At 39.6% G+C, this 14,004-nt stretch carries 16 protein-coding genes; 1 reads left to right on the forward strand and 15 read right to left on the reverse strand.

Going from position 1 to position 14,004, the window contains the following annotated elements; genetic code table 11:
• Positions 1-16 precede the first annotated feature (16 nt).
• The 5 genes from BMW45_RS23505 to BMW45_RS23525 form a co-directional block, all read right to left on the reverse strand.
• Positions 17-1,390, reverse strand: coding sequence for a HAMP domain-containing sensor histidine kinase (locus tag BMW45_RS23505; RefSeq protein WP_092249666.1), 1,374 nt, complete (start codon positions 1,388-1,390; stop codon positions 17-19).
• Between the two features lie 4 nt (positions 1,391-1,394).
• Complete coding sequence (locus BMW45_RS23510; protein ID WP_092249668.1) at positions 1,395-2,081, reverse strand: response regulator transcription factor; 687 nt, start codon at positions 2,079-2,081, stop codon at positions 1,395-1,397.
• A gap of 12 nt (positions 2,082-2,093) precedes the next feature.
• A complete protein-coding gene (locus BMW45_RS23515) occupies positions 2,094-3,332 on the reverse strand; it encodes a hypothetical protein (protein WP_092249670.1) in 1,239 nt (412 codons plus the stop codon).
• Positions 3,333-3,529: 197 nt separating this feature from the next.
• A complete protein-coding gene (locus BMW45_RS23520) occupies positions 3,530-4,912 on the reverse strand; it encodes an MATE family efflux transporter (RefSeq protein ID WP_092249672.1) in 1,383 nt (460 codons plus the stop codon).
• A 185-nt stretch (positions 4,913-5,097) separates the two neighbouring features.
• Positions 5,098-6,174, reverse strand: a complete 1,077-nt coding sequence (locus BMW45_RS23525) for an oxidoreductase (protein WP_092249674.1) — start codon at positions 6,172-6,174, stop codon at positions 5,098-5,100.
• Between the two features lie 171 nt (positions 6,175-6,345).
• Between BMW45_RS23525 and BMW45_RS23530 the strand changes: the two genes are divergently transcribed.
• On the forward strand, positions 6,346-6,918 hold the full coding sequence (locus BMW45_RS23530; protein ID WP_025233076.1) for a TetR/AcrR family transcriptional regulator: 573 nt from the start codon (positions 6,346-6,348) through the stop codon (positions 6,916-6,918).
• A gap of 372 nt (positions 6,919-7,290) precedes the next feature.
• Here BMW45_RS23530 and BMW45_RS23535 read toward each other — a convergent pair whose 3' ends face one another.
• The 10 genes from BMW45_RS23535 to BMW45_RS23580 all read right to left on the reverse strand — a co-directional run bounded on the left by BMW45_RS23535 (position 7,291) and on the right by BMW45_RS23580 (position 13,980).
• Complete coding sequence (locus BMW45_RS23535) at positions 7,291-8,034, reverse strand: class I SAM-dependent methyltransferase (RefSeq protein ID WP_092249676.1); 744 nt, start codon at positions 8,032-8,034, stop codon at positions 7,291-7,293.
• A gap of 87 nt (positions 8,035-8,121) precedes the next feature.
• On the reverse strand, positions 8,122-8,568 hold the full coding sequence (locus BMW45_RS23540) for a DUF6194 family protein (RefSeq protein ID WP_092249678.1): 447 nt from the start codon (positions 8,566-8,568) through the stop codon (positions 8,122-8,124).
• 9 nt (positions 8,569-8,577) lie between these two features.
• Positions 8,578-9,027: a hypothetical protein gene (locus tag BMW45_RS23545; RefSeq protein WP_092249680.1), complete on the reverse strand. Its 450-nt coding sequence runs from the start codon at positions 9,025-9,027 to the stop codon at positions 8,578-8,580.
• Positions 9,028-9,047: 20 nt separating this feature from the next.
• On the reverse strand, positions 9,048-9,218 hold the full coding sequence (locus tag BMW45_RS28140) for a hypothetical protein (protein ID WP_166433459.1): 171 nt from the start codon (positions 9,216-9,218) through the stop codon (positions 9,048-9,050).
• 481 nt (positions 9,219-9,699) lie between these two features.
• On the reverse strand, positions 9,700-10,341 hold the full coding sequence (locus BMW45_RS23550; RefSeq protein WP_092249682.1) for a DJ-1/PfpI family protein: 642 nt from the start codon (positions 10,339-10,341) through the stop codon (positions 9,700-9,702).
• A 137-nt stretch (positions 10,342-10,478) separates the two neighbouring features.
• Positions 10,479-10,682: a hypothetical protein gene (locus tag BMW45_RS23555; RefSeq protein ID WP_092249685.1), complete on the reverse strand. Its 204-nt coding sequence runs from the start codon at positions 10,680-10,682 to the stop codon at positions 10,479-10,481.
• A gap of 692 nt (positions 10,683-11,374) precedes the next feature.
• On the reverse strand, positions 11,375-12,244 hold the full coding sequence (locus tag BMW45_RS23565; RefSeq protein ID WP_092249688.1) for an SDR family oxidoreductase: 870 nt from the start codon (positions 12,242-12,244) through the stop codon (positions 11,375-11,377).
• Between the two features lie 193 nt (positions 12,245-12,437).
• The gene (locus BMW45_RS23570) at positions 12,438-13,442 is read right to left on the reverse strand and encodes an aldo/keto reductase (protein WP_092249691.1); all 1,005 of its coding nucleotides are present in this window, start codon (positions 13,440-13,442) and stop codon (positions 12,438-12,440) included.
• A gap of 6 nt (positions 13,443-13,448) precedes the next feature.
• Complete coding sequence (locus tag BMW45_RS23575; protein WP_092249694.1) at positions 13,449-13,607, reverse strand: AAA family ATPase; 159 nt, start codon at positions 13,605-13,607, stop codon at positions 13,449-13,451.
• Between the two features lie 181 nt (positions 13,608-13,788).
• Positions 13,789-13,980: a YwbE family protein gene (locus BMW45_RS23580; protein ID WP_054737711.1), complete on the reverse strand. Its 192-nt coding sequence runs from the start codon at positions 13,978-13,980 to the stop codon at positions 13,789-13,791.
• Positions 13,981-14,004 lie beyond the last annotated feature (24 nt).

Here is a 14,004-nt window from a genome sequence, read left to right on the forward strand (position 1 = left end):
TCGATAGTCATGGGTTCTAACCCTGCTTTCTGGGGAGATTAAGGGTTACGATGGTGCCTCTTCCATATTCGCTTTCAATGGAAAGGGTCCCCCCATGAAGGGTCATGATCTTTCGGGAGATGGCAAGTCCCAGACCTTCTCCCATGGATTTTTTATCCGCTTTGTAAAAGGATTGGGTGAGATATTTTAAATGCTCTGCTTTTACTCCGATCCCCGCATCCCGTATGACCAGGCTGACACAGTGATCTTCCATGGTCTGAGTGATAACGATGTCGCTGCTTTTTGGCGAAAATTTTATGGCATTGTCCAGCACATTTAATACCACCTGCTTTAACTTATCCCAGTCGGCTTCTATGACAACTGGAGTAGTTTCCGTGATCAGATGGATATTCTTTTTTTCTGCCTTTTTTAAAAGTTCAAAGGTCACTTTTTCTATCAGCTCATCAAATGGAACAAAAGAGAGGGATAAACTCATCCGGTCAGACTGGTATTTTGAAAAATCAAGCAGGCTTTCCACTAGGCTGATCAACCGCTCGGTTTCTTCGTCTATGATCTTCAGGCCGAACTTCATTTCGTCCTCTGTAAGGCCTTCAGGGTCTCTCATGGTTTCCGCCCAGCCCTTGATTCCGGTGAGCGGGGTCCGTAGCTCATGGGATATGGAAGAGATGAAATCATTTTTCATGTGGTCTGCCTTTGTGATCTCATCTGCCATATAATTAAGCATATCTACCAGTTCCCCTGCTTCATAGGGGTAGGATTGTTCGATTTTTTCTTTATAATTTCCCTCCGCCATTCGTTTTGTCAGCATGATAATGCTCTTTAAGGGTTTTACAATGGAATTGCCCAAGTGAAAACTGACCAGGAATACGAGAAATGCAACCAGCAAGCACACTACCAATCCCCAGGACAAAAGTGTATAGATTCGGGTATCCGTATCGGTCAGGGATACCTCGTATTTTAAAACACCTGCAGTCTGTCCTTCATATAGAAGAGGCGTATAGACAGCCATGATTTTTTCGCCGCCATTTTCTGGTTTTTCTATGTGATAAACCGTATGGAACCGAAGAACCTCAGGATCAATGGATTCGGTTTTTTCTACCAGATATCCAGTGGAGGACTGGATCATCTGTCCGTTTCGTGTCAGCAGGGAAAGGGCTGCGTCATCCATTTTATAGGCTTTGATAATGGCATCACTTTCTTCTGCCAGCTGCAAACTGGTAAAGTCCCCCTGCTGTGTCCAAACAGGTAAAACAGCTTCTGAATGATTTTTTACAGTATCGGAGATTTCCTGATAAAAGTACCGTTTCATCCCAATGCCAAAAAAGACCATGACAAGTGTCAGGGTTAGAACGATCAAAAACATAAAATAAAGAACAACCTTCCGCTTCATGGATTTACTCCTTCCATAAATAACCATAACCCCATTCCGTACATAAATATTTAGGGGAAGATGGATCCGGTTCTATTTTTCGGCGGATCCGGCGGATGTTTACATCCACCACCTTTGGATCGCCGGAATAATGGGTTCCCCAGACTTCATCAAGGATCTGATCTCTTGTAAATTCCTGATTTTTGTTGTTCATAAAAAATTGAAGCAGACAGCTTTCCGTAGGAGTGATCCTGATCTCAAGACCGGAACAGGATAATTTGTTACGTATGCTGTCAAGAGAAAAGGGCCCTGATCGGAGGATTGTAGGTGCAGCACTTACCGTCTTATAATCCAGGCGGCGTAGCAGAGATAAGATTCTGGCTTCCAATTCCTTCATATGAAACGGTTTTGTCAGATAATCATCGGCATCGATGATAAGGCCTTTGACCTTATCATCATCCTGAGACCGGGCGGTCAGCATGATGATGCCTGACGCAGGATCCAAGACTCTTATTTCTTCACAAACGGTAAATCCGTCTATGCCGGGAAGCATAAGATCCAGGATCACAACATCGATCTTCTGGCTCTTAAAAAGCATAAGTGCTTTCTCACCGGTTTCTGCTTCCAGGACATGATATTCTTTTTTCTTTAAGTTCAGGCAGACAAAACTACGGATTGACAGTTCGTCTTCCACTACCAAAATTGTTTTCATGTGCGTGTTACCTCAGTTTATTTCTTCTTCCATCATATGGAAGGCACTTGCTGGAATTTTTGTCTCTTCCTTCCATTCCGAGTAAAAGACTATGTCTTTTGTGGTTCCAAGAAGAGTACTGTTAGCAGGAACGGCATCCTTTGGCGCCCATTTCACTTCGAATAAAACCTTATCTCCTACGGTAGAAATCAGATGGATTCCATTGTCCAGCCGTTTGATGGTTACATTCTCATGAAGTTCTGTCGGTATGGTGACATAAAAGTGGCGGCCGCTGTCAGAATAACGTTCCTCTACTGTCTGAAAGGAGCCATCGGAACAATAATCCTTATAAGTGTAAAGGAAAGGGATATCTGCCATGGCAGCGTCTTCATAACCTTTTGGGATGTACATTCCTCCAACCTCTACGATTCCATCTCCATTGATATCCCTGCTGTAGAGCGGATAGGTCTTCATAAGAATGCTGTCAGAAGGATCGCCTACCTTTTTTAGATTGCCGTTTTCATAAACAATGATCTCTGTCAGCATGGAATGTGCGCCTATCCCGCTGTCCGCAAACAATGCTTTCTTTCCATCGGCCAATGTTCCTAAGGCAACATGCTCTAACGTTCCTTCCGGATCCAGTTCGATCTCAGAGATGGGATTTATTCTTCCTTCCGCATAGGAATAGAGTCCGGCGGTCCGCATTTCGTTCTCTTTTTTCGATAGTACCATAAGATCAGGTATCTGGTCATCATTAAAATCAGAGATCTGAAGTGTATCGTAAGAAAGATCCGCTTTCTGTTCCAGAGTGCCGTTTTGCAGTTCGTAAATATAAAGCTGGTTGTCATGGCCGGAATCGGACAATCCGCCGCCTAGGGTGACTTCCTGCGTTCCGTTGCCGTCTAAGTCAGCAAGATCAAATGTATCAACATCAATAAATCCGGTTTCCATATCCGCTTTTTTCTGCCAGGCTCCGTTTTCTTTTACCAGAAACATCATATGGACCTGACGGTTGTCATTAGGGTCCCTGTATAAGAGTAAGGCTTTCTGATTCCCATCCTTATTTAGGTCTTCCATGTAAATGCTCTGTTTTTTCTCCGCTTTTTTTGGCGTCAGCAGTTCTGCTCCGGCAGGAAGAAATTCTCCTAATGCTGCCACATCATCAATCGGCTTTGTCAAGGTGTTGTCTTGTCTGGGGGCTTTCTGACAGCCGGCTAACAGGACCGTGCCAGCCATTAGAATTGATATCATTGTGGTATATTTTTTGTTCATTTTTTGTGCTCCTTTTTCTTTCAATATGTATTCCTGGCTGACATCCCTGATAGGGTTCCACCTTCTTTTGTTTAAAATTCACCGGTAGGGGGAGATTTTTGCTGTTGCGAATACTACTATAACTGATTTTTTCCATGAATGGGTTACAAAAAAGTTACAGCTTTATGTGAGAAGAGATTTTCACATTATTTAATAAACTATATATTTTGGCTTTCATAAGTTTTAACATGTGCTACACTACTTTTTGCCTTGCCTATACGCTCCCATTGGTCAGTTTTGTATTGTGCAAATGATAGAATATCATTAATCGCCCAACCTATGGGTACGGCGTACCACACCATTTGAATTCCATAGCGCGGAGCCAATGTGATAGCTATGATAACGCGGATGGCCAGATTGGCGAGGTTTGCTATAGTAAACATTTTCATATCACCTGCACCACGCAATACGCCGTCTGTTGCCATTTTTAACCCAAGCAGGGCATAGAAAAAGCCCATAAACTGCAAATAACTTGTTCCCACCTGCCGCGCAAGACCAGTCCCCTCACTGCCCAGAAATAGCGTAATGATAGGGTTATACAGACCTTCCAATAGTAGACCAATGAATAAAGCAAACAGAATTACCATCAGCAGTCCTGCTCGGTAGCCCTGCCGCACTCGCTGATGTTTACCCGCACCTAGGTTCTGCGCGGTAAACGGTGACATTGCATTTCCAATGCTTATCATTGGCACCAGACAGAGGCTTTCGACCCGCATGGCTGCTGAAAAGCCTGCCAACATTTGAGTGCCAAAACCGTTAACAACTGACTGCACCAGCATCATGCCGATAGATACGGTGGACTGCTGCAGAATGGAAGGTAAGGCAATGGCAGCTATTTTTTGTAGCTCACGTGCTGATTTACCCTTAGCTATGGTTTCGTCATAGCTATTCATCTCCTTCAAAAACAAAAGAAAAGATGTAACTGCCGCAATACCTTGTGCAATCAGTGTGGCCCATGCAGCTCCTGCAATTCCCATATTCATTGGTCCGACCATATAAATGTCCAGACCAATGTTTAAAACCGACGAAAAAATCAGTAAATACAGCGGGATACGCGAACGACCCAATGCATTAAACATCGCAGCAACCACGTTATATAAAAACAAAAATGGCAATCCATAAAAATAGATATTCAAATATTCCACCGCCATGTCCAAAATATCTCTAGGCGTCTGCAGCCAGATTAGAATGTTGTAACTGCCTAAAATACCAACTACTCCCAGCAGGATGCTGAGTGCCAAAAAGATAAAGAGCGAAAGTCGGATTGTTCTCTTCATATCCGCATACTGCCGCGCACCAAAATAACGACTGGTCAAAACTGAAGCGCCGATCCCCCCACCGATTGCTATTGAAATAAATACTGTTGTTAACGCATATGACGCACCGACAGCGGCCAGTGCGTCCTCGCCGACCATACGGCCAACCACCATGGAGTCGACCATGGTATAAAACTGCTGAAACATATTGCCAATGATAATAGGCAAAGCTAGAATAAAAAGCGCTTTGAAGGGTTTATCATGAATCAGATATTTTTTACTCATTGTCAATTAACCTCCTTGTATTATAGAAAGCTTCTCTTTACCAATTCTATGGTATAAGCTATGCTAGTTTTAGATACTGTGGATTAGTTCTAATCTCCTACCACTTGATGATTTACGAAAGGCTCTAACCATAATGTTGCCGTTTCCCACGCGGCAACATTATGGTTAGAGTGATTTACCAAGTCTTAATCTTGACTTTTAATAGTATTTTTGGAAAAAAAGAGTTTTCTTCCGGGGCATTTATCGGAATTAACCCTCCACATGCAGGTTTTGCAGTATAGGCAGGTACCCACATCCCGTCCTGACTTGGCATCGTTTGCCCAGTTCGGATTTACCAGAGTTCCTCTCCCTATGTCGACCATGTCTACACCGGTTTTTTGCAGAATTTCCTCAGCCTGTTCCGCGAATGCGATTCCTCCTACAGCGAAAACTGGAATGGAAACTCTTTTTTTGATTTCCTGTGCTGCGTAAATGCGGTCACTAAAAGGATAATTTTCGGGCTTTTCAGGATAGGATCTCTGTTCAAATCCATAGGAAATATCCAAAAAATCAACACCGTTTTCTTCAAGTTCTACCGCATGGGCAATGCTGTCTGCAAGAGTGGGCTCAAATGCCCCCAGACGTACCCCAATCACAAATGATTCCGGTACCCGACGACGAATTTCGTTAATGATCTCCAGTACAAACAGGGATGGTTGCTTGCCGTAGTCATCGGTTCGTCTGTTGACAAGAGTATTGTAAAACTGAGAAATTAAGTAGTTGTGACATGCATGAATTTCCACCCCGTCGTATCCGGCCTTTACTGCACGCTCTGATGCAGTAACAAAAGAGTGCTGGATACGGTGCAATTCTTCAATGGTCAACGCACGGGCCTGTTTTTCCTTACCTTTGACAGTGCAGGTGATATCGCTTGGACAAACAGTATCCTCCATGAAACCAAAGACCCCCGCATGATGGAGCTGCACAAAAATAGGAGTGTGATACTGATGAACGGCATCGGTAATTCTTTTAAGCCCCTCAATGTGCCCATCTCCCCAAATGCCGAGCTGGGTGTCTGTGAGCCGGCCGGTCCGTTCCACGCAGGTGCCTTCCTGAATAATAAGGCCTGCCCCGCCCTTAGCCATCTCCCTATAGTGTTCAGTTTGTCGATCGGTTACAGTGCCGGTATCATCCGCCCAGTGATAAACCACCATGGGTGGGACGGAGATACGATTTTTTAAGGTCAGATTATGAATAGTAAGAGGTTGAAAAAGTTGTCTCATAATTAAATCTCCTTTTCATTGCAAGTTTTAAGATGTTACTATATAATAAACTAAACGTTTAGTTTTGTCAATCCTTGTTTTTTTATTAAATCTATTATATAATAAACATTGCTTATACCAGAGAATTGGTAAAGAAAAGCTATGACTCTATAATACGAGGAGGTTAATAGAATGGCAGAAAAAGGGCGTCCCAGAAGTGAAAAAACTGAAAAAGCTATTCTTGCGGCGGCATATAAGCTTTTAATGGAGGATGGATTTCAGTCGGTAACAGTGGATAGTATTGCAAAAGAAGCTGGTGTTAGTAAGGCTACAATTTACAAATGGTGGCCAAACAAGGCTTCTGTTGTAGCAGATAGCTTTTTTGCGGCGGCACAGCAGCGTATACAAACACCAGATACGGGATCAGTGGAAAAGGATCTTTTACTACAGCTTGGCAATCTGAGTGATTTTTTGGAAACAGATAGAGGGCGTGTAATCACTGAGCTCATAGCACAGGGACAATTTGATCAAGATGTGGCAAACGCCTATCGGACACGGTATTTCGCACCACGTCGTCTGGAAGCACGGGAAATTTTACAGCGCGGATTGGACAGAGGAGAACTAAAAAAAGACATGAATATTGAACTGAGCATTGATTTGATTTTTGCCCCGCTATTTTATCGAATGCTGGTAACGGGTGCCGAAGTTGACTCTGATTTTATAAAAAATGTAGTTTTCTATGTCCTTACAGGCATTAAGGCATAATAGTCTCACTGCCCATAGAACACTAGCTTCCCATCTAGTCCTTGTGCCCTTCCAGAAGTTACCTCTAGAAGTACTCTGGAAAAGTAAGAACATCCTCATATGGACCGGTCGGAGCCAAAAAGGCGTCAGTCCCATATCCTCTTTCTGGGTCTGGCGCCTTTCTTTTAAAAACCGGCCAGCTTGTCCTTGAAAGAACTACCACTTCCTCTTCTCTTCCATTGAAATATATTTATGAATCTGTATATGACGTTACCTTTGAAGCAGTTACTTGTATTTTTTATATTTGCTTTTATAAATTATTCATTCTAAATATGTAACACTGTTTTAATATAGTACTCTTTCTTGGCCATTTTTCTGCTGCATACAATATACTTATCCTGACTTTCTACAAACGCTAATAATGGTAGGTGCTAAAGGTGAGAAGGGAGTTTTATTCCAATCCGAATATTGATTTTCAATATTAAAACCATTATTATTTAATAATGATCTAAGAGTATCATTATCAGTAAAACGACAAGCAATTCGGGAAGTAGTTTTCTTAAATCCCCAATCACGAAAAGTCACCCAATGCATTATATGATTTTCTGCATCATAAAATTGTGTTCCAGATACCTGAACTAGTATTCCGTCCTTATCCATAAATTGCTCCCAATTTGTTTCCTCTTGGTTTGTTAAATCAGTTCCCATCGGATTACGTGTTTCAAATGCAAATATCCCATTTGGTTTTAAATGCTTGTAAACCGTTTTAAGTAGTGAAATTTGATCTTCATCGCTCAAAAATGCTTGAAATGCATTTCCTGTTAAATATATAATAGAAAAACGTTTTTTAGATTCAAAAATCTTAGCATCACCTTCAATAAAAGTCACAGGTAATCCCTCTGCTTTAATTCGCGCATATTTAAGCATCTCTGGTGCAATGTCAACGCCTGTAATTTTTATTCCACATTTCGCTAGATGTATCATGGTTAACCCTGTGCCACATGCAAGTTCTAAAACCTCACCTGTGTTCAATTTAGCAAGTTCAAGATAGAAATTATATTTATCAGTTTCACCACCAAATTCAAGATCATAATTAATCGGGTCTCTATATTCTTCGAGATTATTGTGTGTTATCATAATACTCCCTCCACTTAAATGTACTTAAGATATAACTATAAACTATCACATGAGTAGATGTCCTTCTTTATACTTTTTATAGTATCTTTATTTTCTTTTACTAAACTTTTCTTTGGAAAACGTATAGGCTTCTTCGATAAAAGGTTTCAGTATTTCAAAAGTTTTTACAGATGGATTCAGTACACTAATCCAACCCATCCAAGCATAGACGGGGTGAGGAATAATCTTATCTAATTCAGTAAAATCATAATCCATATCAACAATGCCACCTGCAGCTGGGCGATTTGGAATTTCACCAAACAGCTCTTTAAATGTTGTTTTTCTTATCCCCAAATTTACTCTAAAAATATTTGCCCGATTGAGATTTGAACTTTTATCATTCTCACCATCTTTTTCTTTAATTGTGAGAACATAAACACCACGCTTCAATTTATGTTGAGGGTTATAAAAAACACCTTTTTCACCCCAACTATTCACCAAAACCACATCATCAAGATTTTCTTTGCAATACTGTATAATTTCTTCTAATAACATAATCTCTCCTTACAATTCAAATAAATCTTCAACAATTTTATGCTTTAATAACCGATGAAAACATTTGATGGCAATGTTTTTTTCTTGAAAAGGATGTGTTCTTTGTAAATGCTGATATTCAAACATTTCCAACTTTTTTAGTGTGTCATCTTTCATAGGTGCAATTTCATAGATTCGTTGAAGATAGCTTGTGTTGAATTTCATTGTTTTGGTATCAACCCAGCCCTCAGCACCTATATCTTGAGGAACTAAAAATATTTCACCCAAAATATAAATAATACGTTGTTCTCTATTCAAACATAATAACATACCGGCTAAACAGCCTAATCTTGCTTCTTCAATCAATTCTTTGTTTTCTATCATTTCTTCAGGAGATAGTTCGTGTAATTCAATAGCATCTAAATCATTTTCATAATCTGTAAATGTCTGATAACGTTCTTCTAACCATTTTTTCTTCATAGTCAAACAATAATTCACTGTTATGCGATAAATCCATGTCCGAAATGATAATAATCCACAGTATCCTGAAATGCTTCGAGCATAGAAACTGCTAACGCATCTATATCATCAGTTCTTATCCTATCAAAGGCATAAACTTCTTCTGATTTTTGTGGTACAAGTGTATAGATCATGCTAATTCTATTGCTCATCAACAGTATCCTCCATCGTTTTTTCTTATTGTGAACCAATTTTAACTCTTTGTACTAATTTCTACAATTTACTCCACTTTAGTCCGTCTCCGGCTAGATTTTATACATCAGATTTTACATCTATTTTTGAACTAAAAGCGTAACCACTTCTGTATGCCTTGAGGAGACAAAAAGATGTCCTTTGAAACTGATAACCCCTTGGCGGTACGGTAATTTCTAAAAAAGCAGCTCCAACATTCTAAACTTTTTTGTAAATGGCATAGAATTCTTTGTTGAAATATTACTTCAGACATATTCTAGTTAAGTAACCTTGAACCGTTTTAATACTTCTGCATTAATAATCTAAAACTAAACAACCAGTTCGTAAAGCTTTCCTTTGAAAAATATATTTCCTTTAATTTCCTTTTAGGAAATAAAAAAATTCTCTTCTATTTTATAAAAAGCGTAATCCCATCACCCAAAATAATTGGTATTATTGTGCCTATATTCCTTTTGCAATGTGATGTTCATTTATTGCCTCATAATATCCACTTTTGTAAAAATCATAATGTGCTTCAATATCCTCTTTGGGGTAGGCTTTTAAAGTAAGCAAAACTTCTTTTGTAAATTCTAAATATGCTGTCCCGTTGGCTGTTACTACATTTTTGTGCTGTATAGCTTGTTGCTCTATATAGTTGGCTTCGTTAGTGTAAGCCTCTCCTGCAACTCGTTTTAAATCTTCCAATGTATTACTTGTATGTATTTTATCATTCAACCATCCATTTGCACCAAGAAAGGTGGAGGCATCGCAAATTCCACCGACAAGAATATCCTTATCCATGGCACGTTGTACAAGGGGAACCAATTTTGAGGATATCTCTGTTGGCTTTCTATCTTTTGTACACCAGCTCATACCTCCAATCAGCAACAAAGCAGAATAAGTATCTGGAACATCAGCAATGGAATAGTCTGGCAATACCGTAAGCCCGCCAATGGACTTTATGAGTTCTTTTGTAAGACCTACTGTTTTTACAAAATATTCAGATTGCTTATTTTGAATCTGATCATTTAAGGTCGCAGAAGTAAAGGCGGCCTCCCAGTCAGCAAATAAAGGTAACAAAACCATCAATATTTCTTTTTTCATGTAATTCCTCCTGATAACATTAAATATTATAATACTATTCATATCTCCTATAACAAAATTATACATTCATACACCGATGCAATCAATTAGAATTTTATTCTATCCTAAGCTAAGCGATGATGAATTCAGGTAAAAAATCAAGGTACATCATTGATGTATGTGTCAAAAATTAACTGCTTTTCTTCTGCAACAGGATTATGGATTCCACATGCCTTGTGGCGGTGATAATGATGCCGCGTGAAGCTGGTAGTCCCTTGGCGGCAGGGTATATTTTCGAAAGATTGCTTTTTCAACCAGTCTGCCATTGTGTCAAACACATAAAGATATACCATATTATTCATTTGCAAGTTCTCCTTATTTTATTCATCAAGTGATACCAACCGTCCATCGGTAATTAATGATTATCATCATTATAAAACAGCTTCACTGACATCTGCTGTCAGTGAAGTTATTAAAGTTGATAGTATTCCATTAGCTCCGACGCAACAGCAACAAGTTTTTCCTTCAAACTCTGTGGTTCGATTATTTGAATGGATTTCCCGTAGGATAGGAGAAAATAAGGGACATATATATGAATTGAATTCCTCAAGTAAAAAGATTGCTTGATTTGATGTCCGCTCTTTCAGATGATGCCCCAAAAACCAATGCAGGCATAAGTCATCCAATGCCTCTGACCTGCCTCCGATAATTAAAGAAATTAACCCGTCATATCGTTTTTAGCCATAACGTGAACCCCCTTCTTCTATAAAACTCAATATTTTAAATATCTTTATTATCTTCTCAAGGATCACACTAAATTATCAGCTTTACGAATCATCTGCATCCCTCTATTCATAGGCATTTCACCCGTTCAATCCTAACACAGCACTCAACGTGCCTTGTTCGGACGAATAATGGCCTATCAAGCTGATATTTCTCTAAAGCTTATATTTAATCATTTCTTAACCTATATCTTACAGTCTTTTTATTTCCCCTGTTTAAGCGTTGCCCCGGTTTTGTGTTTCATAAAGAATAGCTCATTAATGTAATTAGGCTATAACATTTCGCCTCTTAACGTTCTGAGAATAAAAGATGAAAAATCATTTGGTTTTCGACCTAAAATCCACGTTAATACATTGGAATTGCCAGTAAATCCATGTTCATTATAATGTCGAAACATCTTTAACAGTGTACTAACCTGGTAGTCTCCTGCTCCAAGTTTTTTTAACTGGGCTGCAAACACCTCATCCTGAGGTGTATCTACTTTGATTTCACGTTCAAAATGGCATTCCATTGCTGTTACCATATTTGCCAGAGATAAGTTATCTGGACCGCAAATTTCATATGTGGCACCTATGTGGCATAAATTCGTGAGGATAATAGAAGCGGCTTCAGCTACATCTTCTAAGTCAACCAAACACATACTAGTTTCCGCTGAAGTAAAAAACTTTTGCTGAAATATGCCCTTCTCACTTAGTGACTTCCAGGAATCGAGAACATTCTGCATTAAAACCGCTGGCTGTACTATTGTATATGGTATTCCCGAATTCACCAAAAGTCCCTCAACCATCAGTTTTTTCTGATGATGGGGCATATCCTGAAGTACGGAATGCAATACGGAATGATAAACAAATTGCTCAACTTTGGCCAGATGAGCAGCTTTTATTACCGTTTCACCTATCTGAACTTCATAGGGATTTACAGCGGAGCAAATATGATATACAGCATGGACTCCGTTAAAGGCATCATTTACAGCCTTTTGGTCCATCATATCTCCCGCAACCGCTTCTATCGTACCTAAGGACTTAATTTCCTGAATTTGTTCAGCCTTATGAACAAAAGCCCTGACCTGCTCTCCTTTCGATAATAAAGCATTGATTACAGCACGGCCAGTCCTACCGTTTGCTCCTGTAACAAGTATCATAATAATATCACTCCTTCTATATTTCTATTGAATCAGCAATAAAGAGGCAAAACATTTTAAACCCGAAAAACGAATAAGCATATAATAGTGATTCCTATGAATAATTTCGTTCGCAACTATTCATTTATGACTTTATAATTTCTTATCATTTACAATATATCATAATTGAATCTACTGGTTTCCAGTAGCATGCTTATCTTTTAGAAGCGGACGCTGTATTCTGAGCCATAACTCCTACCAACTTGTGGGGAATATAGGGCTCCTCCAGATAAGCAGTTTCCTCTTTTGTCAGAACAATATCAACAGCCTTTACTGCTCCTTCAATGTGATGAAGCTTTGTTGCACCTACTATCGAAGCGGTCACTTTTTGCAAAAGCCATGCTAGGGAAATCTCTGTCATAGATACTCCTCTTTCTTCTGCCAGCTTCGCAACGCGCTCAACGATAATATTGTCCTGTTCCACAGTAGAACCATATTTTTGTCTCGCATAGCTGTCCTCTATCAGCCGCCTGGAGCTTTCACCTATATATTTGGACAAGCGGCCACCTGCAAGAGTACTGTAGGGTGTCATAGCAATATTTTCTTCCTGACAATAAGGGACCATTTCCCGCTCCTCTTCTCGGAAGATCAGGTTGTAATGTCCCTGTTCAGATACAAACTTTGCAAAGCCCTCTTTCTCTGCCAAAGCGTTAGCCTTTGCCAACTGCCAGGCAAAGCAGTTGGAAATGCCGATATAGCGTGCTTTTCCGGCTTTAAGCATATTATTAAGCCCTTCCATAATTTCGTACAGCGGGGTCTGATAATCCCACATGTGATAAATATATAAGTCCACATAGTCCATACCGAGATTTGCAAGGCTATTATTCAACATCCGCTCAATGTGCTGCCTACCAGAAATCCCGGCTACAATTTCTTCCTGTGTTCTGGGCAAAAACTTAGTCGCCACAACCACCTCGTCCCGTTTTACAAAATCCCGCAACGCCCGACCCAGATACTGCTCACTGGTGCCACTCTGATATGCAATGGCAGTATCAAAAAAATTGACACCCAGTTCCAATCCCCGTTTAATGATTTTACGGGAATGTGTCTCGTCGATTGTCCATGAGTGCTGACCATTATTGGCATCACCAAATCCCATGCAGCCCATGCAGATGCGAGATACTGTTAAGTCTGAGATTCCTAATTTTGCATATTGCATAACCGCTTACCTCCTTTGTTGGGAATTTTTCGGTTTTGTTACTGCTCGTAAAAGATTATTCTTACCGCTGTTGTTTTCACCAATTAAAGCCGCAGTATCACTTAAATGAATATCAATTTCCTTTAAATTCCGGTAGTTCTTAATTATCAGTCTTGATATTTTCAAAAAAGCACCTCCAACTATTATTTTTATACTTTCATGTTTTCGTCCTACAAAGCTGCTTCGTATTCATAAAAATGTTTTTATATTGTCTGTTATCCTTTGATACTTCAACACAACATTACCATTGAATTGCACATAATTGCACATTATTGCTATTCTTAGTTTAAACATAATGTGCCTTAAATCATAATATTTCCTGGACTCTCCCCACTTGTCCATTCGTTAACATTACTTTGATACCATGAGGGTGAAAGCTACTGTTTGTTAGTATTTTTCCAACGATTCCCTCTGTTAGTTTTCCGGTTCTTTGGTCAGATTTCAATACAATTTTTACTGTTGCACCTATTTTAACATCAATTCTATTTTGTCCGTTCATTTTTCTCCTCGTTTTACATCAGTC

The organism is Lacrimispora sphenoides (assembly GCF_900105215.1).
Lineage (GTDB): Bacteria > Bacillota > Clostridia > Lachnospirales > Lachnospiraceae > Lacrimispora > Lacrimispora sphenoides_A.

Bases quoted from the DNA above. Each gene is read 5' to 3' on its own strand.
- BMW45_RS23505 (WP_092249666.1), bottom strand. From the start codon at position 1,390: ATGAAGCGGAAGGTTGTTCTTTATTTTATGTTTTTGATCGTTCTAACC.
- BMW45_RS23510 (WP_092249668.1), bottom strand. From the start codon at position 2,081: ATGAAAACAATTTTGGTAGTGGAAGACGAACTGTCAATCCGTAGTTTT.
- BMW45_RS23515 (WP_092249670.1), bottom strand. From the start codon at position 3,332: ATGAACAAAAAATATACCACAATGATATCAATTCTAATGGCTGGCACG.
- BMW45_RS23520 (WP_092249672.1), bottom strand. From the start codon at position 4,912: ATGAGTAAAAAATATCTGATTCATGATAAACCCTTCAAAGCGCTTTTT.
- BMW45_RS23525 (WP_092249674.1), bottom strand. From the start codon at position 6,174: ATGAGACAACTTTTTCAACCTCTTACTATTCATAATCTGACCTTAAAA.
- BMW45_RS23530 (WP_025233076.1), top strand. From the start codon at position 6,346: ATGGCAGAAAAAGGGCGTCCCAGAAGTGAAAAAACTGAAAAAGCTATT.
- BMW45_RS23535 (WP_092249676.1), bottom strand. From the start codon at position 8,034: ATGATAACACACAATAATCTCGAAGAATATAGAGACCCGATTAATTAT.
- BMW45_RS23540 (WP_092249678.1), bottom strand. From the start codon at position 8,568: ATGTTATTAGAAGAAATTATACAGTATTGCAAAGAAAATCTTGATGAT.
- BMW45_RS23545 (WP_092249680.1), bottom strand. From the start codon at position 9,027: ATGAAGAAAAAATGGTTAGAAGAACGTTATCAGACATTTACAGATTAT.
- BMW45_RS28140 (WP_166433459.1), bottom strand. From the start codon at position 9,218: ATGAGCAATAGAATTAGCATGATCTATACACTTGTACCACAAAAATCA.
- BMW45_RS23550 (WP_092249682.1), bottom strand. From the start codon at position 10,341: ATGAAAAAAGAAATATTGATGGTTTTGTTACCTTTATTTGCTGACTGG.
- BMW45_RS23555 (WP_092249685.1), bottom strand. From the start codon at position 10,682: ATGAATAATATGGTATATCTTTATGTGTTTGACACAATGGCAGACTGG.
- BMW45_RS23565 (WP_092249688.1), bottom strand. From the start codon at position 12,244: ATGATACTTGTTACAGGAGCAAACGGTAGGACTGGCCGTGCTGTAATC.
- BMW45_RS23570 (WP_092249691.1), bottom strand. From the start codon at position 13,442: ATGCAATATGCAAAATTAGGAATCTCAGACTTAACAGTATCTCGCATC.
- BMW45_RS23580 (WP_054737711.1), bottom strand. From the start codon at position 13,980: ATGAACGGACAAAATAGAATTGATGTTAAAATAGGTGCAACAGTAAAA.